At 70.7% G+C, this 25,249-nt stretch carries 30 protein-coding genes; 11 read left to right on the forward strand and 19 right to left on the reverse strand.

From position 1 onward, the window contains the following. Positions 1 to 15 precede the first annotated feature (15 nt). A complete protein-coding gene (locus tag E4K62_RS11810) occupies positions 16 to 783 on the reverse strand; it encodes an alpha/beta fold hydrolase (protein ID WP_135067664.1) in 768 nt (255 codons plus the stop codon). An 81-nt stretch (positions 784 to 864) separates the two neighbouring features. Here E4K62_RS11810 and E4K62_RS11815 point away from each other — a divergent pair, with 81 nt between their 5' ends. Next, positions 865 to 1,374 (forward strand): hypothetical protein, encoded by a 510-nt coding sequence (locus E4K62_RS11815; protein ID WP_135067666.1) that lies wholly within the window; start codon positions 865 to 867, stop codon positions 1,372 to 1,374. A gap of 30 nt (positions 1,375 to 1,404) precedes the next feature. Here the strand turns inward: E4K62_RS11815 and E4K62_RS11820 are convergent, their stop codons facing one another. From E4K62_RS11820 to E4K62_RS11840, 5 genes are all read right to left on the reverse strand, one after another. Further along, positions 1,405 to 2,271 carry an AraC family transcriptional regulator gene (locus tag E4K62_RS11820; RefSeq protein WP_205805755.1) on the reverse strand — a complete coding sequence of 289 codons (867 nt, stop codon included), beginning with the start codon at positions 2,269 to 2,271 and terminating at the stop codon, positions 1,405 to 1,407. An 84-nt stretch (positions 2,272 to 2,355) separates the two neighbouring features. Next, positions 2,356 to 2,946 carry an IMPACT family protein gene (locus E4K62_RS11825; RefSeq protein WP_135067668.1) on the reverse strand — a complete coding sequence of 197 codons (591 nt, stop codon included), beginning with the start codon at positions 2,944 to 2,946 and terminating at the stop codon, positions 2,356 to 2,358. Positions 2,947 to 2,994: 48 nt separating this feature from the next. Then, the gene (locus E4K62_RS11830) at positions 2,995 to 3,684 is read right to left on the reverse strand and encodes an SDR family oxidoreductase (protein ID WP_135067670.1); all 690 of its coding nucleotides are present in this window, start codon (positions 3,682 to 3,684) and stop codon (positions 2,995 to 2,997) included. 18 nt (positions 3,685 to 3,702) lie between these two features. Further along, positions 3,703 to 4,353 carry a response regulator gene (locus E4K62_RS11835; RefSeq protein WP_135067672.1) on the reverse strand — a complete coding sequence of 217 codons (651 nt, stop codon included), beginning with the start codon at positions 4,351 to 4,353 and terminating at the stop codon, positions 3,703 to 3,705. After that, positions 4,350 to 5,552: a sensor histidine kinase gene (locus E4K62_RS11840; RefSeq protein ID WP_240742675.1), complete on the reverse strand. Its 1,203-nt coding sequence runs from the start codon at positions 5,550 to 5,552 to the stop codon at positions 4,350 to 4,352. The genes E4K62_RS11835 and E4K62_RS11840 overlap by 4 nt, the downstream gene beginning before the upstream one ends. A 119-nt stretch (positions 5,553 to 5,671) precedes the next feature. Between E4K62_RS11840 and E4K62_RS11845 the strand changes: the two genes are divergently transcribed. The 3 genes from E4K62_RS11845 (at position 5,672) to E4K62_RS11855 (ending at position 8,014) form a co-directional block, all read left to right on the forward strand. Next, positions 5,672 to 6,490 carry a GAP family protein gene (locus E4K62_RS11845; protein ID WP_135067674.1) on the forward strand — a complete coding sequence of 273 codons (819 nt, stop codon included), beginning with the start codon at positions 5,672 to 5,674 and terminating at the stop codon, positions 6,488 to 6,490. A 101-nt stretch (positions 6,491 to 6,591) separates the two neighbouring features. Continuing rightward, complete coding sequence (locus tag E4K62_RS11850) at positions 6,592 to 7,197, forward strand: TetR/AcrR family transcriptional regulator (RefSeq protein WP_135067676.1); 606 nt, start codon at positions 6,592 to 6,594, stop codon at positions 7,195 to 7,197. Positions 7,198 to 7,330: 133 nt separating this feature from the next. Further along, the gene (locus E4K62_RS11855) at positions 7,331 to 8,014 is read left to right on the forward strand and encodes an SDR family NAD(P)-dependent oxidoreductase (protein WP_135067678.1); all 684 of its coding nucleotides are present in this window, start codon (positions 7,331 to 7,333) and stop codon (positions 8,012 to 8,014) included. 163 nt (positions 8,015 to 8,177) lie between these two features. Here the strand turns inward: E4K62_RS11855 and E4K62_RS11860 are convergent, their stop codons facing one another. Beyond that, positions 8,178 to 8,723 (reverse strand): hypothetical protein, encoded by a 546-nt coding sequence (locus tag E4K62_RS11860; protein ID WP_135117358.1) that lies wholly within the window; start codon positions 8,721 to 8,723, stop codon positions 8,178 to 8,180. Positions 8,724 to 8,900: 177 nt separating this feature from the next. Between E4K62_RS11860 and E4K62_RS11865 the strand changes: the two genes are divergently transcribed. Continuing rightward, complete coding sequence (locus tag E4K62_RS11865; RefSeq protein ID WP_135067683.1) at positions 8,901 to 10,115, forward strand: MFS transporter; 1,215 nt, start codon at positions 8,901 to 8,903, stop codon at positions 10,113 to 10,115. Positions 10,116 to 10,126: 11 nt separating this feature from the next. Here E4K62_RS11865 and E4K62_RS11870 read toward each other — a convergent pair whose 3' ends face one another. Further along, a complete protein-coding gene (locus tag E4K62_RS11870) occupies positions 10,127 to 10,795 on the reverse strand; it encodes a TetR/AcrR family transcriptional regulator C-terminal domain-containing protein (protein ID WP_135067685.1) in 669 nt (222 codons plus the stop codon). Between the two features lie 68 nt (positions 10,796 to 10,863). On the opposite strand from E4K62_RS11870, the gene E4K62_RS11875 reads away from it, so the two are divergent. Further along, entirely contained in the window at positions 10,864 to 11,505 is a 642-nt protein-coding gene (locus tag E4K62_RS11875; protein ID WP_135067687.1) for a DUF4386 domain-containing protein, read from the forward strand. A gap of 78 nt (positions 11,506 to 11,583) precedes the next feature. Next, positions 11,584 to 11,724, forward strand: coding sequence for a hypothetical protein (locus E4K62_RS18720; RefSeq protein ID WP_167747673.1), 141 nt, complete (start codon positions 11,584 to 11,586; stop codon positions 11,722 to 11,724). 206 nt (positions 11,725 to 11,930) lie between these two features. On the opposite strand, the gene E4K62_RS11880 is transcribed toward E4K62_RS18720, so the two are convergent. The 5 genes from E4K62_RS11880 to E4K62_RS11900 form a co-directional block, all read right to left on the reverse strand. After that, a complete protein-coding gene (locus tag E4K62_RS11880; protein WP_135067689.1) occupies positions 11,931 to 12,284 on the reverse strand; it encodes a DUF1801 domain-containing protein in 354 nt (117 codons plus the stop codon). Positions 12,285 to 12,519: 235 nt separating this feature from the next. Beyond that, complete coding sequence (locus tag E4K62_RS11885; RefSeq protein WP_135067691.1) at positions 12,520 to 13,122, reverse strand: hypothetical protein; 603 nt, start codon at positions 13,120 to 13,122, stop codon at positions 12,520 to 12,522. Positions 13,123 to 13,284: 162 nt separating this feature from the next. After that, positions 13,285 to 13,734, reverse strand: coding sequence for an AAA family ATPase (locus E4K62_RS11890; RefSeq protein WP_240742676.1), 450 nt, complete (start codon positions 13,732 to 13,734; stop codon positions 13,285 to 13,287). Between the two features lie 29 nt (positions 13,735 to 13,763). Beyond that, the gene (gene ychF, locus E4K62_RS11895; RefSeq protein WP_135067693.1) at positions 13,764 to 14,837 is read right to left on the reverse strand and encodes a redox-regulated ATPase YchF; all 1,074 of its coding nucleotides are present in this window, start codon (positions 14,835 to 14,837) and stop codon (positions 13,764 to 13,766) included. 183 nt (positions 14,838 to 15,020) lie between these two features. After that, positions 15,021 to 15,770, reverse strand: a complete 750-nt coding sequence (locus tag E4K62_RS11900) for a class I SAM-dependent methyltransferase (protein ID WP_135067695.1) — start codon at positions 15,768 to 15,770, stop codon at positions 15,021 to 15,023. A 150-nt stretch (positions 15,771 to 15,920) separates the two neighbouring features. Between E4K62_RS11900 and E4K62_RS11905 the strand changes: the two genes are divergently transcribed. Beyond that, positions 15,921 to 16,583 (forward strand): exonuclease domain-containing protein, encoded by a 663-nt coding sequence (locus tag E4K62_RS11905; protein ID WP_135067698.1) that lies wholly within the window; start codon positions 15,921 to 15,923, stop codon positions 16,581 to 16,583. A gap of 34 nt (positions 16,584 to 16,617) precedes the next feature. Next, complete coding sequence (locus E4K62_RS11910) at positions 16,618 to 17,931, forward strand: DNA recombination protein RmuC (RefSeq protein ID WP_187270459.1); 1,314 nt, start codon at positions 16,618 to 16,620, stop codon at positions 17,929 to 17,931. A 20-nt stretch (positions 17,932 to 17,951) separates the two neighbouring features. Here the strand turns inward: E4K62_RS11910 and E4K62_RS11915 are convergent, their stop codons facing one another. Both E4K62_RS11915 and E4K62_RS11920 read right to left on the reverse strand, forming a co-directional pair. Beyond that, positions 17,952 to 18,161, reverse strand: a complete 210-nt coding sequence (locus E4K62_RS11915; RefSeq protein ID WP_135067702.1) for a UDP-N-acetylmuramyl pentapeptide phosphotransferase — start codon at positions 18,159 to 18,161, stop codon at positions 17,952 to 17,954. A 169-nt stretch (positions 18,162 to 18,330) separates the two neighbouring features. Beyond that, on the reverse strand, positions 18,331 to 19,164 hold the full coding sequence (locus tag E4K62_RS11920; RefSeq protein ID WP_135067704.1) for a CPBP family intramembrane glutamic endopeptidase: 834 nt from the start codon (positions 19,162 to 19,164) through the stop codon (positions 18,331 to 18,333). Between the two features lie 288 nt (positions 19,165 to 19,452). Between E4K62_RS11920 and E4K62_RS11925 the strand changes: the two genes are divergently transcribed. Further along, positions 19,453 to 20,775, forward strand: a complete 1,323-nt coding sequence (locus E4K62_RS11925; RefSeq protein WP_167747782.1) for an HNH endonuclease signature motif containing protein — start codon at positions 19,453 to 19,455, stop codon at positions 20,773 to 20,775. Between the two features lie 12 nt (positions 20,776 to 20,787). Here the strand turns inward: E4K62_RS11925 and glpX are convergent, their stop codons facing one another. After that, positions 20,788 to 21,777: a class II fructose-bisphosphatase gene (gene glpX / locus E4K62_RS11930; RefSeq protein ID WP_135067708.1), complete on the reverse strand. Its 990-nt coding sequence runs from the start codon at positions 21,775 to 21,777 to the stop codon at positions 20,788 to 20,790. A gap of 185 nt (positions 21,778 to 21,962) precedes the next feature. Here glpX and fbaA point away from each other — a divergent pair, with 185 nt between their 5' ends. Further along, on the forward strand, positions 21,963 to 22,994 hold the full coding sequence (fbaA, locus tag E4K62_RS11935; RefSeq protein ID WP_135067710.1) for a class II fructose-bisphosphate aldolase: 1,032 nt from the start codon (positions 21,963 to 21,965) through the stop codon (positions 22,992 to 22,994). 48 nt (positions 22,995 to 23,042) lie between these two features. Here the strand turns inward: fbaA and E4K62_RS11940 are convergent, their stop codons facing one another. Genes E4K62_RS11940 through E4K62_RS11950 form a run of 3 tightly spaced genes read right to left on the reverse strand, consistent with a single transcriptional unit; the run spans position 23,043 to position 25,230 of the window. After that, the gene (locus E4K62_RS11940; RefSeq protein ID WP_135067713.1) at positions 23,043 to 23,594 is read right to left on the reverse strand and encodes an MOSC domain-containing protein; all 552 of its coding nucleotides are present in this window, start codon (positions 23,592 to 23,594) and stop codon (positions 23,043 to 23,045) included. A gap of 26 nt (positions 23,595 to 23,620) precedes the next feature. Continuing rightward, entirely contained in the window at positions 23,621 to 24,172 is a 552-nt protein-coding gene (locus E4K62_RS11945) for a DUF6264 family protein (RefSeq protein WP_135067715.1), read from the reverse strand. Next, positions 24,169 to 25,230, reverse strand: coding sequence for a 4-hydroxy-3-methylbut-2-enyl diphosphate reductase (locus E4K62_RS11950; RefSeq protein WP_187270461.1), 1,062 nt, complete (start codon positions 25,228 to 25,230; stop codon positions 24,169 to 24,171). Before E4K62_RS11950 ends, E4K62_RS11945 begins: the two co-directional genes overlap by 4 nt. Between the last annotated feature and the right edge of the window lie 19 nt (positions 25,231 to 25,249).

The following is a 25,249-nucleotide window of genomic DNA, read 5'->3' on the forward strand; positions in this document are numbered from 1 at the left end:
GGTGTGGGGGAACGGTCAGTCCCAGGCGAGGTAGTCCTCGATCTGCATGCCGATCTCCCCCGGGTGCGTCATCGGGAACAGGTAGCCGCCCCCGTCGATGCGCGCCGCGCTGGCCCGGTCGGCGGCGGATGCCTGCAGCCGATCGCCGTTCGCCGGCACGGTGACGCGGTCGTCTGTGCCCTGCAGGATCAGCACCGGCAGGCTCGGGGCCAGCGGCACCCACTCCTCCTCCGCGGTGGCGGCCAGGGCCGCCGTCTGCATCGGCTCGACGGCGTTCGCGCGCGCGCGGGAGAAGACGTTCCACGCCCACGTCGGATCGACGCCGCCGCCGGCCAGAACGGGCATGGCCTCCAGGGGCGCCGCATCCGTGAACGCGGCCTGCAGCGCCTCGGCGACGTCGGCGGCCACCGGCTCGCCGCCCTCCACACCCAGCAGGAGGATCCCCTCGGTGCGGTCGGGGTGATCCAGCGCGACCGTGCGGGCGACCGCGCCGCCGAACGCGTGCCCGCCGATCCACGCGGAGTCCAGGCTCAGCTGATCGAGTACGTCGACGACGTCCTGCGCCAGGTCGTGCATCGTGACCGCGGCATCCGATACCGGCGTGCGGGAGCCGATCCGCACGATGCGGAAGCCTTCTTCGACCAGGACGTGGGCGAGCGTGCCGAGGTAGGAAATGTTCAGCCCCCGGCCGGGCAGCAGCACCACCGCCGGCCCCTCGCCCTCGTCGACGAAGGGGATGGCGCGGCCATCGGGTTCGAAGGTCTGGGGCGTCGCGAGCGTCATGCTTCCATTCTCCCGGATCGCGGAGCACGCGCCGGCACTGGACGCCCTTGCGCAGGCACGCGGCGCCACTAGCGTGCAGGTATGACGTGGCCGGACTTCTGGAGCACGACGTTTCCCGCGTACCTGGGCGCCCTGGGTTCCATCGCCGCCAGCGCGGTCGCCGTGGCCGCGTTCGTCCGAGATATCCGGACGCGCGCGGGCCTGCGGGAGGTGGCAGGGGCGGCCACCTCGACGATCGAGGTACCGCGGGCCGGAGGGTCCCCCGCTTCCGACGGAGGACCCACCGTATGGCCGGTGCGCGGTCGCTCCGGCGACGATCCTGGGGACGACCCGCGCCTGGAGCTCACGGTCCGGGGCGGGCAGGGCGTCCTGCGCAACCTCGGAGCGGAGACGGTCTCCGTCATCGGAGTGCACGTGCCCTCCGGCGGGAAGACGTTGACGTTCTCGGCCGCGCTCCCCGCGGGCGTCGGGCCGGGGGAAGACCTCGGCTTCACCCTCCGCGACCAGCTCGCCGGTCCGGCCGTCACCGCGCTCCTGGTGGAGTGGACGGATGCCGCCGGCACGACTCGCGTCAGCCGCTTCTACGCCTGAACCCGTCCGGCCGTGGCACGCCGGCCCGGCTCAGGCATGCTCGACCGGCAGCCACAGGTCGCACGTGGCGGTGCGGAAGTCCGGCGCCCGCTCGAGCACGGCGACGAGGGAGGGTCCCGGTCGCAGCCGCCACGGGTTCGAGGGGAACCACTCGGTGGCCGTCGCGGCCCACGCTGCCTGCAGCGCGGCGGGGTGCTCGCCGGAGGTCCGGAAGACCGCCCACTCCCCCGCTTCCACGTCGATCGCGTCGAGGTCATCAGGGACGGCGGTCCCCGCCTCGACGGCGACGCCGTGCAGATAGGTGAACTCGCTGCCCTCTTCGTGATCCGGGTCGACGTCAGCGCTCACCTGCAGGAGTCCGGCCGGCTCGGTGCTGCTCAACAGCTTCAGCCGCTGGTGCTCGGCCGTGGGCAGCGACGCGATGTGCTCCTGGATGGCGGAATTGACCCCCTCGTATTGAAGCGGCACACGCGCGGCGTGGCCGACGAGGCGGAAAGCGGGGCGTTGGAGGATGCGGGTGTCCATGGGCGTAGTCCCTTCGACGGTCAGGCGGAACCTGAGTTGCGGTTGGCTGCGAAGGGGACCGCCGTCGCGACGGACGTCCCCGTGGCTCACGCCGTGCACCGCACGGAATGCGCGACCGAATGCCTCGGTCGATCCGTATCCGTAGCGGACGGCGATGGCCAGGAGATCCTCCGCACCGATGACGTCGGCGGCCGCGACGGTCATCCGTCGACGGCGGACGTACTCCGAGACCGGCATTCCGGCCAGCGACGCGAACATCCGCCGCGCATGGTAGCCGGTGGTCCCCAGTTGCCGCGCAAGCGCGTCGACGTCGAGCTCGTCGTCAAGGTGTGCTTCCACCTCGTCGACCAGACGGTTGAGGACTTCGATCACGGTGGCTCCCTTCCCGATCAAGGTTCGTCGCCCACGGATCCGCGTGCCCGACAGTTCACGTCCGATTCGATCGGGCGAGCGGGCTCAGGCCGTCGGAATCCACACGGCACGACCCTGGCACACGTCGTCGATGCGGGCGATGACATCCTCGACCCGGTCCGCGGGGACCTCGAACGCCATCTCGACGTCCGCCCCGTGGCGCACGTCCGCCAGGTCTGCGTCGTGGACGGCGAGCTCACGGCGCAGCACCCCCTCGAACGCGTATGGCACCCGCAGGCGGAGCGTCTGCGTGCGGATGAGGGGCACGCGCTCGGCGCCGAGGAGGGCCTGAGCCACCGCATCCGTGTAGGCGCGCACGAGTCCGCCGGCACCCAGTTTCACTCCGCCGAAATAGCGCACGACAGTGGCGAGCACACCCTCCAGCTCCTGATGCCGCAGCACGTCGAGCATGGGGCGTCCCGCGGTGCCGCCGGGCTCGCCGTCATCGTTCGCGGCGGAGTGCCCGCCGGCCATCAGCGCCCAGCAGACGTGCCGGGCGTCCGGATGCTGTGCACGCAGCTCGCCGACCCTCGCGACCGCGTCCTCTCGGCCGGCGACGGGCTCGACGCATCCGAGGAACCTGCTCTTCTTGATGAGCAGTTCGCTGTGGACGGGAGCGGCAAGAGTGAACGGCATCGGCAGCTCCACGATAGGTGCGCCCGCGGCGGTCCGCGTGGAACCGGGTCAGACGCCCGGTCGGATCGTCAGCTCCGGGATCTGCGCGTCACGCGGGAGGTCGAGCACGGTGAGCATGCTCGTGACCACCGACTCCGGATCGATGAACACCGAGGGGTCGTAGGGCCTGCCCTCCTGCTCATGCACCCGCTCCTGCATCGCCGTCGCCGTGCGCCCGGGGAAGACCGATGACACCCGCACCCCGTGCGGGGCCTCCTCCGCCCGCAGGGAATCGGCGAGCGCCTTGAGCCCGTGCTTGGATGCCGCGTAGGCGGCCCAGTCGGGAGCCGCGCGCAGGCCGGCCCCCGAGTTGACGAACAGGATCTGGCCCCGCGCCGCCCGCACGGCGGGGAGCAGAAGCCGGGTCAGCTCCGCCGGCCCGACGAGGTTGACGTTCAGCTGCGATGTCCACAGTGCGACGGGCATCTCGGCCACCGGTCCGAGATCCACCACGCCGGCGACGTGGATGACGGAGTCCAGCCGCGCGGGGAGCTCCTGTCGCGCCAGCGCTGCCGCGAGGTCGGCCGGAGCCGCGAGATCGGCGACGACGGTCCGTGCGCCCGGGAACCGCTGCTCGAGGTCCGCGGCGCGAGCCGCGCTGCGCGCGAGGAGCACGAGGTCGTCGCCGCGGGCGCGCAGACGCGTCGCGAGCGCGGACCCGATGCCGGAACCGGCGCCGGTGAGGAGATGCACACTCATGAAGCCATCGTGGCACGCTCACCCGTCGGCGGCTCCGGCGGCGAGCGCCACAGCGTGGGATCGGCTGCGCGCGCCGAGCTTGGACAACACGTTGGACACGTGCGTCTTGACCGTCGCCAGCGAAATGCCGAGCTCGTCGGCGATCTGCGAGTTCGAGCGGCCGGCTCGCATCGCCTCGAGCACCTCGCACTCCCGGGCGGTGAGCATGCTCAGCCGATCGGCGCCCGGGGCCGGAACGTCGTCGCCTCGCGGGATCAGGGCCAGCGCCCGTCGCGTGACCCGGGGATCGAGCACACCCTCCCCCGCCGCGACGCGTCGCACCGCGTCGATGAGGGTCGCGGCATCCGCCGTCTTCAGCAGGAAACCGGCGGCGCCGGCGCGGAGGGCTCCGGCCACGAGCTCGTCCTCGTCGAAGCTCGTGAGCACGAGCACGTGCGCCCATCCCGCGTCCACGATCTCCCGCGTCGCCGACACGCCGTCCGTCCCCGGCATCCGCAGGTCCATGAGTACGACATCCGGCCGCAGGGCGGCGGCGTTGCGGACGGCGACCGCACCGTCGGCGGCCTCGCCGACGACGACGACTCCGTGGGCTTCCAGCATGATCCGCAGAGCCTCGCGGATGGCGCCGTGATCGTCTGCGAGGAGGACGCGGGGCTGGCCGCCGGTCATGCCGGCACCTGGGTCGGCAACGTGGCCCGCACCGACCATCCGTCGCCGTCGGGTCCCGCCTCCAACCGGCCGCCCAGGGCCCGCGCCCGCTCACGCAGCAGCTCCAGCCCCCATCCGTTTCCCTGAATGGGCGGGGTGGTCACGGCAGCGCCGCCTCGCGAGTCCACTCGCACGTGCACATCCCCCTCGCTCCCCGCGCTCAGCACGACATCGACGTCCGCACCGGCGGCATGACGCGCACAGTTCGCCAGTGACTCCTGGACGATGCGCGTCACGGCGTGATCGACCGGTGACGGGATCCCCTGCGGTAACGAGTCGTCGACGGTCACCCTCAGTCCGCGCCGACGGGCCTCCGTCACGAGGGCGGGCAGTGCGTCCCGGCCCCGGGCGGCGACGTCACCCTCGCCGTTGCGCAGGACGGCGATCATGGATCGCAGCGCCTCGTGCGCCTGAAGGCTGGAGTCGCGCACCGCGCGCAGCGCCGCGCGATCGGAGTCGGGTGAGCCGTCGACCGAGAGCGCCGCCTCGGCGCGGATCGCGATCGCCGACACGTCTCCCGCCACGACATCGTGCAGCTCGCGCGCCATCTGCTCGCGCTCCCGGCGCACCATCTCGCCGCGTTCGCGCAGGCCCTGCCTGGCAGCTTCGTCGGCACGTTCACGATGCAGCGCGACGAGTTCGTGAGCCTGTGCGACCGACGTCGCGTACCAGTAGTCCATGCCGGCGAGCGCGCCGAGCTGCAGTCCGATCAGGATGCCGACCCGGACGTCGTCCACCCGCGTCAGCGACGCCGCCGTCATCCCCGCCACCGCGACGGCGATGCCCACCAGGATGCCGCGTCGGCGAGACGGCGAGGCGGCCACCGTGGCTGCGTAGAGGAGATCGAGCACGACGATGAGGGTCACCACGCCACCGACCGTCAGCAGATCGATCAGGAACAGCACGAGGGCGACGCCGAGAAGCGCCAGCGGCGCCCGCGAGCGGAACGCCACCAGCGCGCAGGCGGGAAGCCCCGTGAGCAGCGACCACCACGGCGAGACGGGTTCGGGAAGCACCGAGAACAGGCTCCACAGCCCGACGAATCCGAGCGCGGCCGCCGCGAGAGTGAACGCGGCGTAGGCCAGCGGCTCCGCCACGGCACGGTGCGCCCGCACCCATGCGATGACGGGTGCCCAGGTACCGGCAGGGCTCTCGCTCACCCTCTCATGCAACCATGTCGGCCCCGCCGGCGATATCCGTCGAAAGGACGACCGGGTGCGGCCACTGCTTCGCCCTTCCGCCCGATCCGCTCCCGCGCCGCAGCGGCCAGCGTGGGAACATGGACATCGTCTCGGACGCGCCTCTTGCGATCACGCTCACCGTGCTCGCGCTCGTGGACGGGCTCAGCATCGGAACGCTGCTCATCCCCGTGTTCCTTCTGCTCGCTCCCGGCCGCGTGCGCGGCGACCGGGTGCTCCTCTACCTCGTCACGATCGCGGTCTTCTACCTGGCCGCGGGCGTCCTCTTCACGCTCGGCCTGGTGAACCTCGTCGACGTCGCGCACGACGTCCTGTCCTCATCGGCAGGGCAAGTGGTCCAGCTGGTCGTGGGCGGCGGACTCCTGGTGACCGCGATCGTCATGGGCGGAGGAGGGCCGAAGAAGACCGCCGCCGCCGCGGCCCGGGCCGACAGCAGTGAGCGATCCGGGGAGGTGTCATCCCCCTCGTCCGGCGGCACCGCCACGGCGACCGTGAAGAGCGCACGACTCGCCCGCTGGCGGGACCGGCTGCTCTCCCGCGACGCGTCGCCGGGGGCCGTGATGGCCGTCGCCGTCGGCGCCGGGGTCATCGAGATCGCCACGATGCTGCCCTACCTCGTGGCGATGGGGATGCTGGCCGAAGCGCCGCTCGCCATGCCCGTGCGGTTCGCCTCGCTGGCGGGCTATTGCGCCGTGATGGTGCTGCCCGCCCTCGTGCTGTTGGCGCTGCGGATCATCGCCGCTCCGCTGGTCGAGCGTCCGCTGGCACGCCTGGCCGCATGGATGGAGCGCACCGGCCGCGAGAACACGGCCTGGATCGTCGGCATCGTGGGATTCTTCATCGCGCGCGCCGCGGCGAACGAGCTCGGTCTGTTCGACGGGCTGGCGCAGCTGGGTTGAGCCGCACGGACGTCGAAGGCCCGGCGCCGCACACCGGACACGGTGCTGCGTTGCGGGACCGGCGGCGGTCCGCCGGCGTCTGCGGAGCGTAGGGTCGTGGCATGGCGGATACGCGCAGCGCGCCGGTCGGCCGGCCGAGGGAATTCGACGTGGACGCGGCCATCGACCAGGCGCTCCTGGTCTTCTGGCAGCGCGGATACGAGGGTGCGAGCCTCGCCACGCTGACCGAGGCGATGGGCATCAGCAAACCCAGCATGTATGCGGCGTTCGGCAAGAAGGACGAGCTGTTCCGCCTCGTCCTCGAGCGCTACGTCGAGGGGCCTGCCTCCTACACCGCGCGGGCGCTGGAGGAGCCGACCGCGCGGGAAGTCGCCGAGGCGATGCTCCGAGGTGCCGTGCGCACCACCACGATGCCGGATGGGTTCGGCGGATGCCTGACCGTGCAGGGTGCGCTCACCTCCAGCGAGGGATCGGCCGCTGCCTTCGACCTCCTCGTGCGCTGGCGCAACGACGCAGGACGGCAGCTGGAGGAGCGTTTCCGTCGCGCGGCCGCCGAGGGCGACCTTCCTCGCTCCGCCGACCCCGCTCAGCTGTCCCGGTACATCATGACCGTGGGATTCGGGATCGCCGTGCAGGCTGCCGACGGCGTCGCCCGCGCAGACCTCGACGAGGTGGCGAGCGTCGCACTCCAGGCCTGGCCGCACTGACGCGCGACGCGCAGGCAATTCTTTACCGCTCGGAATAGAACTCCGTGTACGACGTTCCACCCGTGGACGCTCCGGCGTCTGCGCGGGCACATCCGGCTGCGCGCATCACGCACCACGGCACACAAGGACGACTATGACGATCACCCTGATCACCGGCGCCAACCGAGGGATCGGTTACGAGACAGCACGACAGCTCCGCGAGCGCGGGCACGAGGTCTACCTCGGTGCGCGGGACATTGACCGGGGCCGGCGCGCGGCGGAGACCATCGGCGCACGGTTTGTGGAGCTCGACGTCACGGACGACGCATCCGTCGCCGGGGCGGTCGCGACCATCGAGGCGACGGAGGGTCGTCTGGATGTGCTCGTCAACAACGCGGGCGTCCTCGATCTGGGCGACGTCGACGGTCCGAGAGCGCTGCGCTCGTTCGACATCAACGCGGTGGGACTGATTCGCGTCACCGAGGCCGCCCTCCCCCTTCTGCGGCGTTCCGAGCGACCTACGGTCGTCAATGTCACGAGCAGCATGGGATCGTTCTGGGCGGTGACCAACCCCGAGCGCGTCGAGCACGGACTGCCCAACGCCCTGTACGCCGCATCCAAGGCCGCGGCCAACATGCTCACGGTGCAGTATGCGAAGGCACACCCCGGCGTCGGCTTCACCGCGATCGAGCCGGGTTTCACCGACACCGAGATGACCGCGTCCCTCGGCGGCGGACGTCCGGCGGCTGAGAGCGCCGCCGTGATCGTCGGCCTGGCCACGCGCGAACGCGGCCCGAGCGGCACCTTCCACGACGAGCGGGGACTGCTCGCCTGGTGACCTGCGCCGTCCCGCCCTGCTACGCGGGGCGGGACGCGGAACCGCCGCGCCTGCGCAGCAGGAGCGACCCGAGCAGCCACGTCGACAACGCCGTCGTGAGCCACACGATCAGCGGCCCGAAGAACCACGCCGACAGGTCGGAGATACCCAGTCGGGGAGGACGCTACTCCACCGTGCGGCGGTCGGGGAGACTGCGGTGAAGGACGGGCTCGTCCGGCGCGGGTTTACCCTCCCGCAGCGCCCGCAGGCCCAGCCACGCCGAGAGAGTGACCCCTCCCACGAGGATGATCATCAGCAGCGCGTTGAAGACGCCCCCGGCGATACCCCATCCGGACACGTCGGGCTGGCCGGCGAGGAGCACGACGCCTGCGCCACTGTCGATCGCGACGGCCACGGTGGGCAGGCCGGCGACGAACCACCCCGGACCGTGTCCGCGGATGAGCAGCCACGCGACCCACACGAGGGCTGTCACAACCAGCACGAGCGCCGTGACGAAGAGAGGAAATGCCGGGACATCCCCCAGTGGCGACTTGTCGCCGACACCGCGACTCATCAGGTTCAGGCGCACCCGGTCGCGCTCGAGCGCCGAGGCGGCCCGCACCAGTCGCGACACGGCGATGTACAACCCCCAGCCGCCCACCCAGGCGACCACGAGACGGGGCACCCAGACCACCTTGTTCGCGAGAATCCATCTGCGCACGCGCTGCATCGACGCCCCCTCCAACCACAGCCGATCACGACCCTATCCCCCTCCCACCGAAGCCCCGGGCAGCGGGTGACCGGCGCTCGGACGAGACGGCGGATCTCGAGCCGGTACCGTCTACGTTGTGCCGGCGCATCCGCGTGCCCCCGCACCACCTCCCCCTGAAAGGCAGACCGCCGAGCCGTGTACTCGCTCCTCCTCGCGATCATCTACGTCGCCTTCGTCAGCCTCGGCCTCCCCGATTCGCTCATCGGTGCCGGCTGGCCCGTGATGCACCGGGATCTCGATGTTCCCGTGGCCTTCGCCGGCATCGTGACGATGATCATCGCCGGCGGCACGATCCTCTCCAGCCTCGCCTCCGAGCGGGTCACCCGCCGGTTCGGGGCCGGTCTCGTCACAGCGGTCAGTGTCGGGCTGACGGCGGCAGCCCTTGTCGGATTCTCCGTCTCTGGCTCGTTCTGGATGCTGTGTCTGTGGGCGATCCCCTTCGGGCTCGGAGCCGGTGCCGTCGATGCTGCGCTGAACAACTACGTCGCCCTGCACTACGCCGCGCGGCACATGAATTGGCTGCACAGCTTCTGGGGCCTGGGCGCATCGATCAGCCCGTTCATCATGAGCTACGCGCTGACCGCCGAGCTGGGGTGGTCCAGCGCCTACCTCATCGTCGGTCTCATCCAGGCGGCCCTGACGTTCGTGCTGCTCATCAGCCTCCCGCTGTGGGGGAAGGTCAACCAGATCAGCCCCGACGACCACACGGTCGAGCCGTCGGGCAAGGGCAGTGCGCACGTGCCGCTGGCGCGGGCGCTCCGCATCCCCGGGGTCGTGTCGATCCTGGTCGCGTTCTTCGCCTACTGCGCGCTGGAGACGACCGTGATCCTGTGGGCGTCGACCTGGCTGGTCACCGACCGGGGAGTCGCCGCGGCGACGGCGGCCGCGTTCGCGTCGCTGTTCCTCCTGGGCATCACCGCGGGGCGGTTCCTGGCCGGTTTCTTCGCCGATCGGGTGGGTGATCGTCAGCTGATCCGCGGCGGCTTCGCGACGGTGGGGGTCGGTGTCGTGCTGCTGGCGCTCCCCGTGCAGACCGACGCCCTCGCCCTCACCGGCCTCGTGCTCGCGGGGCTCGGCTGCGCCCCGATCTACCCCGCGATCATCCACTCCACGCCGGTCAACTTCGGCCGGCGCAACTCGCAGGCCATCATCGGCATCCAGATGGCCGCGGCGTACACCGGCTCCACGTTCGCCCCGCCCCTCTTCGGCGCGCTCTCCGCGTGGACCGGCATGTGGGTCTTCCCGCTGTTCCTCGGCGCGCTCGTGGTGCTGGGGCTGCTCATGTCGGAGCGGCTCAACCGGCTCGTCGCCCGGCGCGGACGGGTCGAGCAGCCCGCGCGGACGCCCTGAGCGTCGCCGTCTCAGCCGCCGGAGGTCCATCCCTCCGCGTGCAGCCGCTCGAAGCCGTCGAGCAGGATGTCCAGCGCGAAGGCGAACTCCGCGTCGTCGTCGCAAGCCTCCCCCGCATGCGGGGCGGTGGTCGCCATCCGCACGATGGCCGGGTAGGAGGCGGCGAACCCGGTCATCGCCCGCGCGCGCTCGGCAGGATCGTCCGGGACCGCGGGCGTGGGCAGCACGTCCCGCGTGATCCCCCACATCCGGGTGCTCAGCGCGTGCATCGCGTGGTGCACGAGGTCAGGCGACAGTCCCCCCTCGAACATGATCGCGATCAGGGAGTCCATGTAAGCCAGAACCGTGGGGCTCGCGTTCGTCCGCGTCTCGATGGCCGTCTGAGCCCACGGGTGGGCGGCCATCACGGCTCGGGCCGACCGGATGCGGGCGCGCAACGCGTCCTTCCACCCGAGCCCCGGCGCCGGAACCTCGATGCTCAGCACGAGGCGGTCGAGCATGCCGTCGATCAGCTGTTCCCGGTTCGCGACGTGCTTGTACAGCGCCATGGCGGTGACCCCGAGCGCGTCGGCCAGTTTCCGCATGCTGGTGGCCTCGAGGCCGGCCTCGTCGGCGAGCGCGATGGCGGCATCCAGAACGCGCTCCCGATCGAGAGCGTGGCGCGGCGCTGGAGTTGACACGTATACAGCGTATACCTAAGGTGATCTCACGCCGGTATACGGCGTATACCTTCCTAGATCGGCACATCATGACCAGAAGCCTTCCCACCTACTACGCCCGCACCGCCGGCATTCTGTATCTGACCACGCACGTCACCTCGGTCACCGCGGTCGCCGCCTACGCGGCGGGCGGCATCGCCCTGGGGGTGACCCTCGAACTGGTGCTGGCCGCGGGATGCCTGGGCACCGGCATCCTGCTGTGGCTGCTGCTGCGCGACGTCGGCCAGGCTCGTGCTGCCGCCTTCGCCGGGCTGCGCGCACTGGAAGCCGCCGTCATCGCGGCCGGCACGCTGCCGATGCTCGTGCTGCTGTGGACGGCACCGAGCCCGCCGCTGGGCGAGACTCTGGTCGCACTGCACACCGCGGCATTCCTGGTCGGTCAGGGCCTGGTCATCAGCGTGAACACGATCATCCTGGGCTGGCTGCTCTTCGACGCGCGCGTCGTGCCGCGCACCCTCGCCGTGCTCGGCATACTCGGCGGCACGGTCGTGCTCGCCAGCAACGCGGCGCAGCTGTTCGGGGTGATCCCGCAAGGCGGCATGGTCGCCGGATTGTGCGCCGTACCGGTGTTCGCGTTCGAGATCTGGTTCGCGATCCACCTCATCGTGGTGGGTCTGCGTGCCCGGGTCGCGTCTCCTCCTGCGTCCGCGCGGACGGCGTCGCCCGCGTGAGGACGAGGACCGCCCCACCGGCATGAGGACCCTGGGTGCGCGGCCCCTCCGACCACGCGGCGTTCCTAGGCTGGTGAGGTGATCGATACGGCGCCCGACCCCCGGGCCTGCCCCACGTGCGGCGATCCGCTGCGTTTCGAGATCCTCGACGAGGAGCGCTTCCTCGTCGCGTGGTCGTGCCTGAACTGCGGTCTCGTGCGCGCGACCGAACCCTCGTGACGGTCGAGCGCACCGCCTCATCCACATTGATCGGGCGTGTGGGTCTTCCCGTTCTTCCTCGGTGGCCCTCGTGGTGCTCGGCCTGCTCATATCGGAGCGGCTCAACCGGCTGGTCGTCGCACGACCCGGCCGAGTCGGCCAGCCGGCCCGCTGACACCCCGGGCGTCCACCGCGCGCGGCGGCCGAGCGGCCGCCGCGCGCAGGGCTCAGTCGGCCACGGATCGGATGATCTCCGCGACGCGCTTCTCCGTGACAGCGTCGACGGTCTCGAAGTACCACGCGGCCGGCATGAGGTTCCCGTCGACGCCACCCGCAGGCCGGAAGTCCGCCTTCTCGGTGATCGCGAGATTGAGCCGTTCGTCGTTACGCAGGGTCACGAGCGCGGGTGTGCTCGCCGACTTCGCGTAGGCGGGCATCCCGTACCAGATCCGCGGCTTCAGATCTGGGGCGGCAGCCATGACGATGTCGTGCACCTGCTGCATGACCGAACGTCTCGGCTCGTCCATGTGGGAGATCTTCTCGATCACCTGTGCGAGGTTCTTTTCGTCCTTCGACGACATGCCATGTCCTTTCGCCAGCCGATGTCACGCATCGGCGAATGAAGTCGGCGCACTCATGCGCCGCAACCCCATCCGGACATGTCCTGAACCGCTCAGGCCTCTCCGCGATGATTCACGTGGTCGTCACGTGGAAGCGTGTCGGTGGCCGTGCCACCGCAGTCAGATTAGCGGATCATCCGCCGGCTCCGGGAGAGGCGATTTCCCCAGCGAGGAGCCGCACCGGAGGACGCGTCGTTCAGCCCACGACCGCGTCCCACATGACGACGACGGCGGCGACGAGAGGGAGAAGCACCAGCGCCCACAGGGCGGGAACCGCGCCGCGCTCGGCGAGGCTGACCGATCCGGGATAGCGGCGATGGGCTTGGAGCGGAGTGAGAGGAGTGGCGACGACCTCCGGCGAGAGACCCCCGGCCGCAAGCTGCCGGACGAGCTCGGCATCGCGCGGCGTGAACCCGGCGACCGTGCGCCCGTGCGAGCGAAGCACCACCCGCTGCGGCGGCGTGGATGCGACGCGAGTCGGCAGGAGCAGGGAGCGCAGCACCACGACCTCATCGATATCCGTCATCGGCACCGTCCGGCTCCGGCCCACCGCGGGGCGGATCGAGAGCCCTTCGCTCGTGACGGCGGCGTCCGCGAATCGCGAGAAGAGGGCGGAGCCCACGCCCAGCGCGAGGAGAGCGACGGCGCCGATCACTGCGGGCAGGACGGTCTCGGGCGCCCACGGCCCGGAAACCTCCCACGCGACGAGCAGCCACACGACGCAAGCCGCGGCCACAGCCAGTGCGACGACGAGGAACACCCGTACGCCCGTCACGGCGCCAGGCCGTCCGATGGTCATCACACGAACATCGTGCCGCATCCCACGGGTACCGCCTGCCAACCGGCGGAAGCTCGCCACTACTCGACCAGCGTCCGCGCGAACTCGACCTCAGCCGTCTCGTCGCTCACCGCGAGGCCAGAGTCGGCGCGGAGAAATCGAACGATCCGCGCGCTCACCTCGCTATTCGAGCGCCTCGATCGCGTCAGCCAGCTCTTCGACGCCGTGGCGCCCGTCGAGCTCGATGGTTGCGCCACGACGGAGCAATGGTTCGACCTCCGTCGCATATCGGCGGATCTCCGTCTGCTGCTCGGCCGTACGCCCATAGGGATTGTTCGTCCGCGTAGCCACGCGCTCGATCAGCACATTCACCGGCGCGCTCAGCAGCACCACGTGATCGAACCGGTCGTAGAACCGCCCCTGGTTCTCGACCGTCCCCGATACCACGACGTCGTCGCAACGCTCCAGGAGGTCGCTCATACGACGTTCGTCCCACAGTCCGCCCGGCAATTCCCATCCGTCGTCGTTGGTGTCCACCGTGAGGCGTCCTCGCCGCGCCAACTCGGCGAGCAACGTCGACTTCCCGGCGCCCGACATACCGGTGACGAGGATGCGTGTCATGCGCGCCAGCATAGGGATCGTTGCCGGAGGAACAAGGCCATTCAGTTGTTGAAGCGGAACTCCACGACGTCGCCGTCCTTCATGACGTAATCCTTGCCCTCCAGGCGCGCCTTGCCCTTCGCGCGCGCCTCGAGCACCGAGCCGGCCTCGATGAGGTCGTCGAAGGAGATGACCTCGGCCTTGATGAAGCCCTTCTCGAAGTCGGTGTGGATGACACCGGCCGCCTGCGGAGCCTTCCAGCCCTTGCCGATCGTCCAGGCACGCGCTTCCTTGGGGCCGGCGGTGAGGTAGGTCTGGAGGCCGAGGGTGTCGAAGCCGATCCGTGCGAGCTGGTCGAGACCCGACTCCTCCTGGCCGGTCGAGGCGAGCAGCTCCGCGGCATCCTCGGGGTCGAGGTCGATGAGCTCCGACTCGATCTTGGCGTCCAGGAACACCGCCTGCGCGGGCGCGACCAGGGCGGCGAGCTCGGCCTTGCGCGCCTCATCCGTCAACACCGCCTCATCCACGTTGAAGACGAAGATGAACGGCTTGGCCGTCAGCAGCCCCAGTTCCTTGATCGGCGTGATGTCGATGCCCGACGCCGACAGGAGCTGTCCCTTCTGCAGGGCCTCCTCAGCGGCACGCGCGGTCTCCAGGACGGACGGGTCGAGCTTGCGGCCCTTCACTTCCTTCTCGTACCGGGTGATCGCCTTCTCCAGCGTCTGGAGGTCGGCCAACTGCAGCTCGGCGTTGATCGTCTCCATGTCGCTGGCGGGGTTCACGGCGCCCTCGACGTGGACGACGTCATCGTCGGCGAATCCGCGCACGACCTGCGCAATGGCATCCGCCTCGCGGATGTTCGCGAGGAACTGGTTGCCCAGCCCCTCCCCCTCACTCGCACCGCGGACGATGCCGGCGATGTCGACGAACGACACCACGGCGGGCACGATCCGCTCCGACCCGAACACCTCGGCGAGCTTCTCGAGCCGCGGGTCGGGGAGATTCACCACACCGATGTTCGGCTCGATCGTCGCGAAGGGGTAGTTCGCCGCGAGCACCTGATTCTTGGTCAGGGCGTTGAACAGGGTCGACTTGCCGACATTCGGGAGACCGACGATTCCGATGGTGAGAGCCACGGGAGTCCAGTCTACGTGGGCGGATGCGGCGACCCCGCGTCCGGCTCCTTCCCCGCCCTCAGCGCCGAGACACCACGATTCGTCCGAGACACCCGGCGACGCATGGTGTTTCGGACGGGATGTGGCGTCTCGACGGCCGGCCGGGCGGTGGGGAGGCCGGAAGGGCGCGGGCGGGGCGGGGGCTCAGGGGCGGATGCTGCGGAAGGCACGGGTGACGTAGGGAAGGTTGACCACGGCGTCGCCGACGGCTCCGACCTCATCGCACACCGCCGCAAGCCCCTGCTCGATCCGGGCGCGCTCGGCCGGCTCGGCGGTGAGGACGTAGCTGCGGGAGCGGGCCATGGCGAACAGGTCGTCGCGGGTCATGGGGCGCGTCCACCGCCACGTGCGGTCTTCCAGCCCGTCGAACGGCGCCGCGACGGCGGGCCCCCCGCCCGCCATCATCTCCTCCGCGTGGCTGCCGTGCATCGCTTCGGTCATGCGCCGCACCCACGGGGTGCGTTCGTCGCGGACGTTCCACACGAGGCCCAGCACTCCCCCGGCCCGCAGCACGCGGGCCGCCTCCGCCGAGGCGGCGGGCACGTCCACCCAGTGCCACGCCTGACCCAGGAGCACCGCATCCACCGCCGCATCCGGCAGCGGCAGGGACTCGGCGCGTCCGACGAACGTGGGAACGCCGGCGACGTTGGCACGGAGATTCTCGAGCATGCCGGCGTCGGGATCTATCGCCACGACCTCCGCCCCGTGCTCGACGATGGCGCGGGTGAGTTTGCCGGTTCCCGCTCCCACGTCGGCCACGCGCAGGGAGCGCCCCGCGCCGCGGACGGGCTGCAGCATCCACGCCACCGCCTCCGCGGGATAGGACGGGCGCCCGGCCTCGTAGGTGTCGGCTGCGGCTCCGAACGACGTGGACATCTCTTCGCGGCTGGCCATTCCCCGACCCTACGCCGCGCAGAACTCAGGACGAACGGGTTGCGGAGGGCACCGGGACCCCTACGCCGCGAGCCCTCGACACGCCCGGCGATACCGTCGCCCCCGGCGCGCCTGACGGGCGCGGAGGACAGCGACGGAGAACCTGGGACCGTGGCACTGGATTTCACCGCGATCGACTTCGAGACGGCGAACTCCAGCAATGCCTCTGCGTGCGCGGTGGGAATGGCCCGCGTGCGCGACGGCCAGGTCGTGGCGACGGCGGGATGGCTCATCCGCCCGCCGGCCGGGCACGACGTGTTCTACGACTTCAACATCGGCATCCACGGCATCCGCCCGGAAGACGTCGCGAACGCCCCGGGATGGAGCGCGCAGCTGGATCGCCTCACCGCGTTCGCGGGCTCGGACGTCCTGGTGGCGCACAACGCCGGCTTCGACATGGCGGTGCTGCGTCGCGCGTGCGAGGCCACCGGCGACGTGTGCCCGCCCTACCGCTACCTGTGCAGCCTTCAGGTCGCCCGGCGTACGTACGAACTCCCCTCCTACCGGCTGCCGCTCGTGGCCACCACGGCCGGCTTCGCCGACTTCGCCCACCACGACGCCCTCGCGGATGCGCTGGCCTGTGCGCACATCGTCATCGACGCCGCCCGCCGCGTCGCCGCCGATGACCTGACCGCCCTCGCCGAGACGACCGGCGTGCGCCTGTCCGCCATCCCCGCCGCGCCCGCCATCCCCGCCGCGCCCGCCATCCCCGCTGCGCCCGCCATCCCGTCCGCCACGGCCCCCGCCGCGGAGGCGATGCTCGCCGTCGCGTGAGGCGATGTCGGCGGCTCCCCGCACAATGAGCGGTATGGACGCACTCGCACTCCCCCTCGTCGCGATCGCCTGCGTGCTCGTGGGCGCCCTGGCGGGGTTCGCCGTCGGCACGGCGCGTGCCGCGGCGCGCGGGATCGGCGAGCGCGCAGAACTGACCGCCCGCCTGGCCGCGAGCGACGCGGCGCGCGCGGGCGTCCAGGCGCAGCTGGACCACCAGCAGCTGCTGTACCGCGAGCTGGCGGGGCAGACCCGGGCCGAGCAGGCCGCACGCGAGGAGCGCGAACGGCGGGAGCAGACGGTGCTGCGGGCCCTCGAGCCGGTGCGCGAGACCCTCGGCACGATGCAGCGCAAGGTGGAGGAGCTCGAGCGCGACCGCGGCAGTCAGTTCGCCACGCTCAGCGAGCAGCTGCGGCGCGCCCACGAGGCCGACGAGTCGCTGCGGGCCACGACCGAATCGCTCGCGTCGGCGCTGCGCTCGGGCAGCACGCGCGGCGTGTGGGGTGAGACCCAGCTGCGGCGAGTGGTGGAGGCGGCGGGGCTGCTCCGCTACGTCGACTTCGACACGCAGGCGACTATCACGACCGTCTCCGGCGGCACGGCCAGGCCCGACCTCGTCGTGCGCCTTCCGGGTGGGAAGGCCCTCGCCGTCGACGCGAAGGTGCCCCTTGATGCCTTCCTCGAAGCCAGCGCGATCCCGCTGACCGCCGACGGCGCGGAGGGTGCGCGGCGGAAGGTCCTGCTCGACAAGCACGTGCGCGCCGTCCGCGCCCACGTGGAGGCCCTCGCGAAGAAGACGTACTGGGCCGGGTTGCCCTCGAGCCCCGAGTTCGTGGTGTGCTTCATCCCCAGCGAGTCGCTCCTGGCCGCCGCGCTCGAAGAAGATCCCGTACTGCTGGACTTCGCCTTCTCCAAGCGCGTGGCACTGGCCTCACCGGTGAACCTGTGGGCCGTGCTGAAGACCGTGGCCTACACGTGGACGCAGCAGGACGTCACCGAGGAAGCCCGGGCGCTGTTCGCCCTGGGCAGTGAGCTGTATGAGCGCATCGGCACGCTCGCCGGGCACGCGGACGATCTGCGCCGTGCAATCGAGCGCACCGTCGACAGCTACAACCGCTTCGCCGGGTCGCTGGAGACGCGCGTGCTCGCCAGCGCACGGCGTTTCCCGGGCATCGACGACACGAAGCTGGATGCGGTGGCCCCCCGCCCACCCGTCGAACGGGCCGTCCGGCGCTGGAGCGCACCAGAGCTCGTCAGCCCCGAACCCACCGACGCTGTTCTGGCCGCGGACCTGGGCGACGTGCGCGAGCGCATCGACCTGGAGCGCATCGAGCTCGATACGAAGGAGTGAGAGCCCCCTCGAGTCAACGCTCAGGCGCCGCCGGGGACGAAACTCAGCAGCGTGATGACGGCGCCGGAGACGAGCACGAAGGCGCCCACCATCCACCAGGCACTGATCTGCTGGCCCTCTTCGCGCCGGACACGGAAGAGCACGTCGGGGCGACGTGCGGGGTCGACGGCGTTGGCGATGACGGCCTGGGCGCCGGTCTTCGGCGCGGACGTGCTCGTCTGGGCGGACATCTGGCGTACCCCTCGATGATCGGTTCTGAGAACAGCATCCCCATCGACACCACTCACGATTTTGCCAGACGAACCTGGGAAGCGTTCGTCACGACTCGGTCACGGCGCCGATGTGCTGCGGAATTCGCAGTGATCACCGGGGCCTTCGACTCCCTTCCGCGTCCGCGAGTCACGTCGTAGCGGTGGCGCGCTCGGTTCGTCCGGCGACGCCCGCGTTGGCGGCAGCGGTGCCAGGCGTCAGCACCGTCCCCGTCCGCCGCGTTCGGATCGCCACGACGATGACGGCGCCGATCACGAGCGGGATCGGCAAGAGCGCACTCGGATCCACCGCCGCGGCGGACCGGTCCGTCGCAGCGGCCGGGTCGACGTGGAGTGCCGCGTCGATGACGAACTGCGTGGCGTTGAACACCGCGTGGAGCACGACGGCGATCTCCAGCCCGCCCGTGCGCCACGTGATCCACGCGGTGCCGACCGCGAAGACCAGGTACCAGACGTTCAGCAGTCCGCTCGTGGAGAAGTGGACCAGGGCGAAGAGCACGCTCGAGACGATGATGGCGAGGATGAGTCCGGCGCGGGGGCTGCGCGTCCAGCCGCCCACGACGCGGAGGATCAGACCACGGAAGCCGTATTCCTCGCCCGCCGCCTGGAACGGCGTCAGGACGAGTGCCGTCGCGACGAGAAGAAGAGTGTCGTGATATCCCCAGCCGGTCTGCGGCAACGGCGTCCAGTAGTACACGATCTGGAACACGCCGACCACGGGCAGGAGGACGACGAGGGCGCGACCGAGGATGTCGAATCGGAAGCGGGACAGCACCGACGAGAGCGACCCGCCGCGCACCCCGTAGAGCCACCGCTGGATCAGCATGCTCCACGGGATGAGGAGGGCCACCGAGAACGCGCCGGCGGCGTGGACGAGCGGGGTGTACCCCGCCCTCGCGTCCGTGCCGATGCCGCTGTCGATGAGGGCGGCGACGATCACGAGCGCGAAGATGAAGAACTGCATGCCGCCGAGGAGGAGAGCGATCGCGAGGATCCCTCGCCCGATACGGCGTTTCCGTTCGCGAGCCCGCGGTGGTACTCGACAGCCGTCGTTTCCATGCTCATCGGAGCAACCTTTCTGCCAGCGTCGCGTCTCTCGCGCACCCGGGTGCCCACCCGTCCCGCCAGTGAAGACCGTGTCCTCGGCACAGGGTCAACCTCCGCGCGCACGGAGCTCGAAATCACGACGGGGTTCAGCAGCGGCACTCGTGCGTCCGGTCGCGATGTCGGAGGTATATGCGAGGCTCAATGCATGCCCAGCACAGCCATTCGCGAAAATAGAAACGATAGCGTGGAACTCGCCCGGATCGTGGATGGGCTGTGCGCGAACCAGGAAGCCGTCGCCGCACTGGAAGCGGAGGCCGTCCTGCACTTCGCGGCGGGCATGCGCATCGCCCTCGACCGGATGGCCACCCGGCCGCGGCCGCAGCAGACGCGCGAGATGGAGCTGCGAGCCGTCGCCGCCGAGATCGGCCTGGCCCTGCGGCTGAACGATCGCACCGTACAGCGACGCATGGGGGATGCGCTGGAGTTGACGGAGAAGTTCCCCGCCACCGTCGACGGCCTTTCGGCGGGGCGGATCACCCTGCGGCACGCGATGGCCATCTGCGACGCCGGTGCCGTTCTCGAGGGTCCGAGCGAGCGGGCTGCCTTCGAGACCGTCGTGCTCGACCGCGCGGAGCGGGAAACGGCCGCGCGTACGAGGGCGTTCGCCGTGGCGCTGGCCGAGCGGATGCGGCCGGAGTCCGTCACAGTGCGCTTCCAGCGCGCGGTCCAGACGCGCAGAGTCACGGTCGCCGAGATCGACGACGGGATGGCCGAGGTCCGCGCCATCCTCCCGGCCGCGGAGGCGTTCGCGGTGCATGACCGCTTGACCAGGCAGGCCCGAGCCATCCGCGCGATCGCCACGGAGCCGGACGGGCACACCTCTTCATCGCCGTCCGAAGAGAGCGCGACGGTGCGCGACACCCGCACGCTCGACCAGATCCGCGCCGATCTCTTCTGCGACATGCTGCTGACGGGCCAGCCGGCCATCGATCCGGCGAAAGACACCCTCCCCGGTGGGCTGGGTGCCATCCGCGCGGAGATCCAGGTGACCGTCCCGGTTCTCACGGCCGCCGGCCAGGACGACCGGGGGGCCAGCATCGAAGGCAAGGCGCCCATCGACGCCGACACGGCCCGGCGCCTGATGGCCGGATGCCCCGGGTGGGATCGGATCCTCACGCATCCGGTGACCGGCATGGTTCTCGCTGTCGATCGCTACCGCGCCGGGGCCACCATGGAACGCTTCCTCGCCGCCCGCGACGTGCACTGCCGCTTCCCGGGGTGTCGCCAGCCTGCGCGCTTGTGCGACCACGACCACAACCTCGACTGGGCTCTGGGCGGAACGACCGACGTCTGCAACATGGCGTGCCTGTGCCGACGGCATCACACCCTCAAGACCGAGACGGAGTGGACGGCCGAGCAGCTGCCCGACGGGTCGATCCGCTGGACCTCACCGCTTCAGCGCGACTATGTCGATGAGCCGACCCCGCGCGTGGTGTTCCGCAGCGACGGCGACCCGCCGCCCTTCTGAGATCTCAGGCGGTCACAGCCACTTCGAGGTGAGGTGCTCCGAGGTGACGCGCCGCAGCGTGCCGGAGGCGCTGCGCAGCACGACGCTCTCGGTGTAGACCCAGTCGCCGTCGCGTCGCACGCCCGCCACGAGCTGGCCGTCGGTGACGCCGGTGGCCACGAAGATCGTGTTCTTGCCCTTCACCAGGTCATCGGCCTCGTAGACGTGGTCGTCGAACTTCAAGCCGGCGTCGATGCCCTTCTGCTTCTCGTCGTCGCTCTGCGGGCGCAGGCGGCCCTGGATGTGGCCGCCCAGCGCCTTGATGGCGCACGCGGTCACGATGCCCTCGGGGCTGCCGCCGATGCCGACGCACATGTCGGTGCGGGCGTTGTGGCGTGCCGCGTTGATGCCGCCGGCCACGTCGCCGTCGCTCATGAGGCGGGTACCGGCACCGGCCTCGCGGATCTCCCGGATCAGCTGCTCGTGGCGGGGACGGTTCAGCACCGATACGACGATCTCGTCCACGGGCTTGCCCAGCGCGGCGGCCAGGCGGTGGATGTTCTCGCCGATGGGCAGCCGGATGTCGACGACCCCGACGCCGGCGGGGCCGGTGACGAGCTTGTCCATGTAGAACACCGTCGAGGCATCCAGCATCGTCCCCGCGTCCGAGACCGCGATGACCGACAGGGCGTTCTGGCGGCCGGCGGCCGTGAGCGACGTGCCGTCGATGGGGTCCACGGCCACGTCGCACTGCGGCCCGCGCCCGTTGCCGACCCGCTCGCCGTTGTAGAGCATGGGGGCGGAGTCCTTCTCGCCCTCCCCGATGACGATCGTGCCGTCGAAGTTGACGGTCGAGAAGAACGCCCGCATGGCGTCGACGGCCGCGCCGTCGGCGGCTTCCTTGTCGCCGCGTCCGATGAACGGGACCGCGCGGATGGCGGCCGCCTCCGTCGCGCGCACCAGCTCGAGTGCGAGGTTGCGGTCGGGATGCAGGGGGCTCATGTCGGCCGTCAGACTCACCATGGGGTCAGCCTATCCAGCAGGCTGTCACGAACCGCGCGAATCACTGCGGTTCCGACGTGAAGGATTCGCGTTTCTTTACGGCTGGGAAGAAGCGCAGGTCCCGGATGGTGCCGCCGGGACTCTCGGGCGACCGTGGCCCTTCGCTAGAGTGACCGAGAACCCCACTCCACGACAGAGGAGCCCCCATGCCCGTCGCAACGCCCGACCAGTACGCCGAGATGCTCGACCGCGCCAAGGCCGGCAGCTTCGCGTACCCCGCCATCAACGTCTCCAGCTCGCAGACCATCAACGCGGTGCTGCAGGGCCTCACCGAGGCGGGTTCGGACGGCATCCTGCAGGTCACCACGGGCGGGGCCGACTACTTCGCCGGCCACACCGTCAAGGGCCGCGCCACCGGTGCCATCGCGTTCGCGAAGTTCGTCACCGAGGTCGCCAAGAACTACCCGATCACCGTCGCCCTGCACACCGACCACTGCCCGAAGGACGCACTCCCCGGCTTCGTCCTGCCGCTGCTGGAAGCCTCCGAGGAGGAGGTCAAGGCCGGCCGCAACCCGATCTTCCAGTCCCACATGTGGGACGGCTCGGCGGTGCCCCTGGACGAGAACATCCAGATCGCCCAAGAGCTCCTCCCCCGCATGAAGGCGATCAACGCGATCCTCGAGATCGAGGTCGGCGTCGTCGGCGGCGAGGAGGACGGCGTTCAGCACGAAGGATCCAACGAGGCCCTGTACACCACCGTCGCCGACGTCACCAAGGCCGTCGAGGCGCTCGGACTCGGCGAGAACGGCCGCTACATCTCCGCGCTGACCTTCGGCAACGTGCACGGCGTCTACAAGCCGGGCAACGTCAAGCTCCGCCCCGAGCTCCTCGGCGAGATCCAGGAGGGCATCGCGCAGCGCTTCGGCACCGGCCCGAAGCCCCTCGACCTCGTCTTCCACGGCGGCAGCGGCTCCACCGACGAGGAGATCGCCCTCGCCGTGCGCAACGGCGTGGTGAAGATGAACATCGACACCGACACGCAGTACGCCTTCACGCGCTCGATCGCCGGCTACATGTTCAGCAACTACGACGGCGTGCTGAAGGTCGACGGCGAGGTCGGCAACAAGAAGCAGTACGACCCGCGCGCGTGGGGCAAGGTCGCCGAGTCGGCGATGGCCGCGCGCGTCGTCGAAGCCACGCAGCAGCTGGGCTCGCACGGCAAGTCGCTCGGCGCGTAATCGCCGCACCTCGGACGCCCCGGCCGATCGGTCGGGGCATCCGGCGTTTCACTCGGGGGCGCGGAAGACGTCGCGGATGCTGGGGGCGCCTTCGGGCACCGAGAGCACCTCGATCGGGTCACCGGCGCGGATGGCGCCGACCCGGCGCACCCGCAGGTACGGGCCCAGGCGGCGCTCCTGCGCGAAACGGCGCACCCATCCCCGCGCCTCGGCCCCGCCCACCCACCGGGCGAACGTCGCGCACGGCGTGCGCGGCATCGTGACCTCGACCTCCACGGTCTCGCCGATGCGCCACACCTCGCCGATGCGGGCGGCGTTGACGTCGAGCCCCTCGACCCGCAGGTTCTCGCCGAACCATCCGGGCGGCAGCTCGCGGCCGAGCTGCTCCTCCCAGAATCGCGCGTCCTCCTGCGCGTAGGCGTACACCGCCTTGTCGAGCCCGCCGTGGTGCTTCCGGCTGGCCTGCACGTCGCCGCGCAGGCCGTACCGACCTGCGTGCACCGCGCCGCGCACGGGACGCTTGTCGATGCCGGTCACCCCGACGAAGCCAGAGTCGGGGCGGAGCTGGTGGACGACGCACACGGCGAGGACGCGGGGCATCCCGCGATGTTATGGCACCGAGGGGCTCATCCGCCGGTGGAGAGCCGTTCCACGAATCCGGTGAAGGCGGGGTCTCCCGACAGCGGCACCGTCAGCAGGGCGGAGACGACCAGGACCGTGACGATCGCCCCGACCAGCGGGATCCAGAAGGCGACGCGCCTGCGCCGCAGGCGCCGCCACGACAGCAGCGCCGTCACGACCCAGCCCAGGATGAGTACGGTGCCGGCGATCGGGCCCCACACCCGGGCGGCGTCGAAGTTCGTGAACGACTCGTTCACGCCCAGCAGTCCGAGGTAGTCGTCCGCGAAGGTGGCGAAGCCGAAGAGCCGCGGTGCGGTGGTGAGCACATTGAACAGCCCGTACACCAGCAGGCCGATCGTGACGATGCGGTCGGCGAGGCGCCACCCGGTCAGCTGCCCGGCGGAGGCCGTCACCGGCGTCGGTGCCGCCTTGGGCGCGGGGTGCACGCCTGCCACGAGCGCGTCGGTCGTGTCGGGGCGGGCGATGCGGGCACGCTGCTCCTCGGGAGTGGCGTACTCGCCGTACTGCGGAACCGGGCGAGGGTCCGGATCGCTCACGACCGCGCCCGTCCGCCGAGGGCCCGCGCGTCGCGGCGGCCGGCCGCATCCGAGCGCAGCTCCTTCGGCAGCGAGAACATGAGGTCCTCCTCGGCGGTGCGCACCTCTTCGACGTCGCGGTACCCCGCGCCGGCGAGCTCGGCGAGCACTTCGTCCACGAGAACCTCGGGCACGGATGCGCCGCTGGTGACGCCGACCGTCTCGACACCGTCGAGCCACTCCTGCTGCACCTCGTCGACGTAGTCGACGCGGTAGGCCGCCTTGGCTCCGTGCTCGAGCGCCACCTCGACCAGCCGCACGCTGTTGGAGGAGTTCGCCGAACCCACCACGATGACGAGGTCGGCGTTCTTGGCGACCTTCTTGATCGCCACCTGACGGTTCTGCGTGGCGTAGCAGATGTCATCCGAGGGCGGGTCCTGCAGCTGCGGGAAACGGGCGCGGAGGCGGCGCACCGTCTCCATCGTCTCGTCCACCGAGAGCGTCGTCTGCGACAGCCACACGACCTTCGAGGGGTCGCGCACCTCCACGGTGTCGGCCTCCTCCGGCGAGTTCACGATCGTGACGTGGTCGGGCGCCTCCCCCGCGGTGCCCTCGACCTCCTCATGGCCGAGATGCCCGATCAGCAGGATCTCGTGGTCGTCGCGGGCGAACCGCACGGCCTCGCGGTGCACCTTGGTCACCAGCGGGCACGTCGCGTCGATGGCCTGCAGGCCGCGATCGGCGGCGGCGGAGACGACCGCCGGCGAGACGCCGTGCGCGCTGAAGACCACGTGCGCCCCGGGCGGGACCTCGTCGACCTCTTCGACGAACACCGCGCCCTTGGCCTCGAGCTCGGTGACGACGTGGATGTTGTGGACGATCTGCTTGCGCACGTACACGGGCGATCCGAAGCGCTCCAGCGCCTTCTCCACCGCGATCACGGCACGATCCACACCCGCGCAGTATCCACGGGGTGCGGCCAGCAGCACCTTCTTGCGTCCGTCGACCGGGATATCCTGGAGCCGCCCGCGACGCCCCGGGATGCGGGGGACGGGAAGCGAAACGACAGGGGTGCTCACCCTTCGAGTCTACGAGGAC

Source organism: Microbacterium wangchenii, from assembly GCF_004564355.1.
Lineage (GTDB): Bacteria > Actinomycetota > Actinomycetes > Actinomycetales > Microbacteriaceae > Microbacterium > Microbacterium wangchenii.

What these genes read in the sequence shown, in the direction of transcription:
- E4K62_RS11890 (WP_240742676.1), bottom strand. Translation starts at nt 13,734, where the DNA reads ATGCTGGCGCGCATGACACGCATCCTCGTCACCGGTATGTCGGGCGCC.
- fbaA (WP_135067710.1), top strand. Translation starts at nt 21,963, where the DNA reads ATGCCCGTCGCAACGCCCGACCAGTACGCCGAGATGCTCGACCGCGCC.
- E4K62_RS11875 (WP_135067687.1), top strand. Translation starts at nt 10,864, where the DNA reads ATGACCAGAAGCCTTCCCACCTACTACGCCCGCACCGCCGGCATTCTG.
- E4K62_RS11810 (WP_135067664.1), bottom strand. Translation starts at nt 783, where the DNA reads ATGACGCTCGCGACGCCCCAGACCTTCGAACCCGATGGCCGCGCCATC.
- E4K62_RS11855 (WP_135067678.1), top strand. Translation starts at nt 7,331, where the DNA reads ATGACGATCACCCTGATCACCGGCGCCAACCGAGGGATCGGTTACGAG.
- E4K62_RS11825 (WP_135067668.1), bottom strand. Translation starts at nt 2,946, where the DNA reads ATGCCGTTCACTCTTGCCGCTCCCGTCCACAGCGAACTGCTCATCAAG.
- E4K62_RS11900 (WP_135067695.1), bottom strand. Translation starts at nt 15,770, where the DNA reads ATGGCCAGCCGCGAAGAGATGTCCACGTCGTTCGGAGCCGCAGCCGAC.
- E4K62_RS11815 (WP_135067666.1), top strand. Translation starts at nt 865, where the DNA reads ATGACGTGGCCGGACTTCTGGAGCACGACGTTTCCCGCGTACCTGGGC.
- E4K62_RS11830 (WP_135067670.1), bottom strand. Translation starts at nt 3,684, where the DNA reads ATGAGTGTGCATCTCCTCACCGGCGCCGGTTCCGGCATCGGGTCCGCG.
- E4K62_RS11920 (WP_135067704.1), bottom strand. Translation starts at nt 19,164, where the DNA reads ATGCAGTTCTTCATCTTCGCGCTCGTGATCGTCGCCGCCCTCATCGAC.
- E4K62_RS11880 (WP_135067689.1), bottom strand. Translation starts at nt 12,284, where the DNA reads ATGTCGTCGAAGGACGAAAAGAACCTCGCACAGGTGATCGAGAAGATC.
- E4K62_RS11915 (WP_135067702.1), bottom strand. Translation starts at nt 18,161, where the DNA reads ATGTCCGCCCAGACGAGCACGTCCGCGCCGAAGACCGGCGCCCAGGCC.
- E4K62_RS11925 (WP_167747782.1), top strand. Translation starts at nt 19,453, where the DNA reads ATGCCCAGCACAGCCATTCGCGAAAATAGAAACGATAGCGTGGAACTC.
- E4K62_RS11835 (WP_135067672.1), bottom strand. Translation starts at nt 4,353, where the DNA reads ATGACCGGCGGCCAGCCCCGCGTCCTCCTCGCAGACGATCACGGCGCC.
- E4K62_RS11850 (WP_135067676.1), top strand. Translation starts at nt 6,592, where the DNA reads ATGGCGGATACGCGCAGCGCGCCGGTCGGCCGGCCGAGGGAATTCGAC.
- E4K62_RS11845 (WP_135067674.1), top strand. Translation starts at nt 5,672, where the DNA reads ATGGACATCGTCTCGGACGCGCCTCTTGCGATCACGCTCACCGTGCTC.
- E4K62_RS11910 (WP_187270459.1), top strand. Translation starts at nt 16,618, where the DNA reads ATGGACGCACTCGCACTCCCCCTCGTCGCGATCGCCTGCGTGCTCGTG.
- E4K62_RS11885 (WP_135067691.1), bottom strand. Translation starts at nt 13,122, where the DNA reads ATGACCATCGGACGGCCTGGCGCCGTGACGGGCGTACGGGTGTTCCTC.
- E4K62_RS11860 (WP_135117358.1), bottom strand. Translation starts at nt 8,723, where the DNA reads ATGCAGCGCGTGCGCAGATGGATTCTCGCGAACAAGGTGGTCTGGGTG.
- E4K62_RS11940 (WP_135067713.1), bottom strand. Translation starts at nt 23,594, where the DNA reads ATGCCCCGCGTCCTCGCCGTGTGCGTCGTCCACCAGCTCCGCCCCGAC.
- glpX (WP_135067708.1), bottom strand. Translation starts at nt 21,777, where the DNA reads ATGGTGAGTCTGACGGCCGACATGAGCCCCCTGCATCCCGACCGCAAC.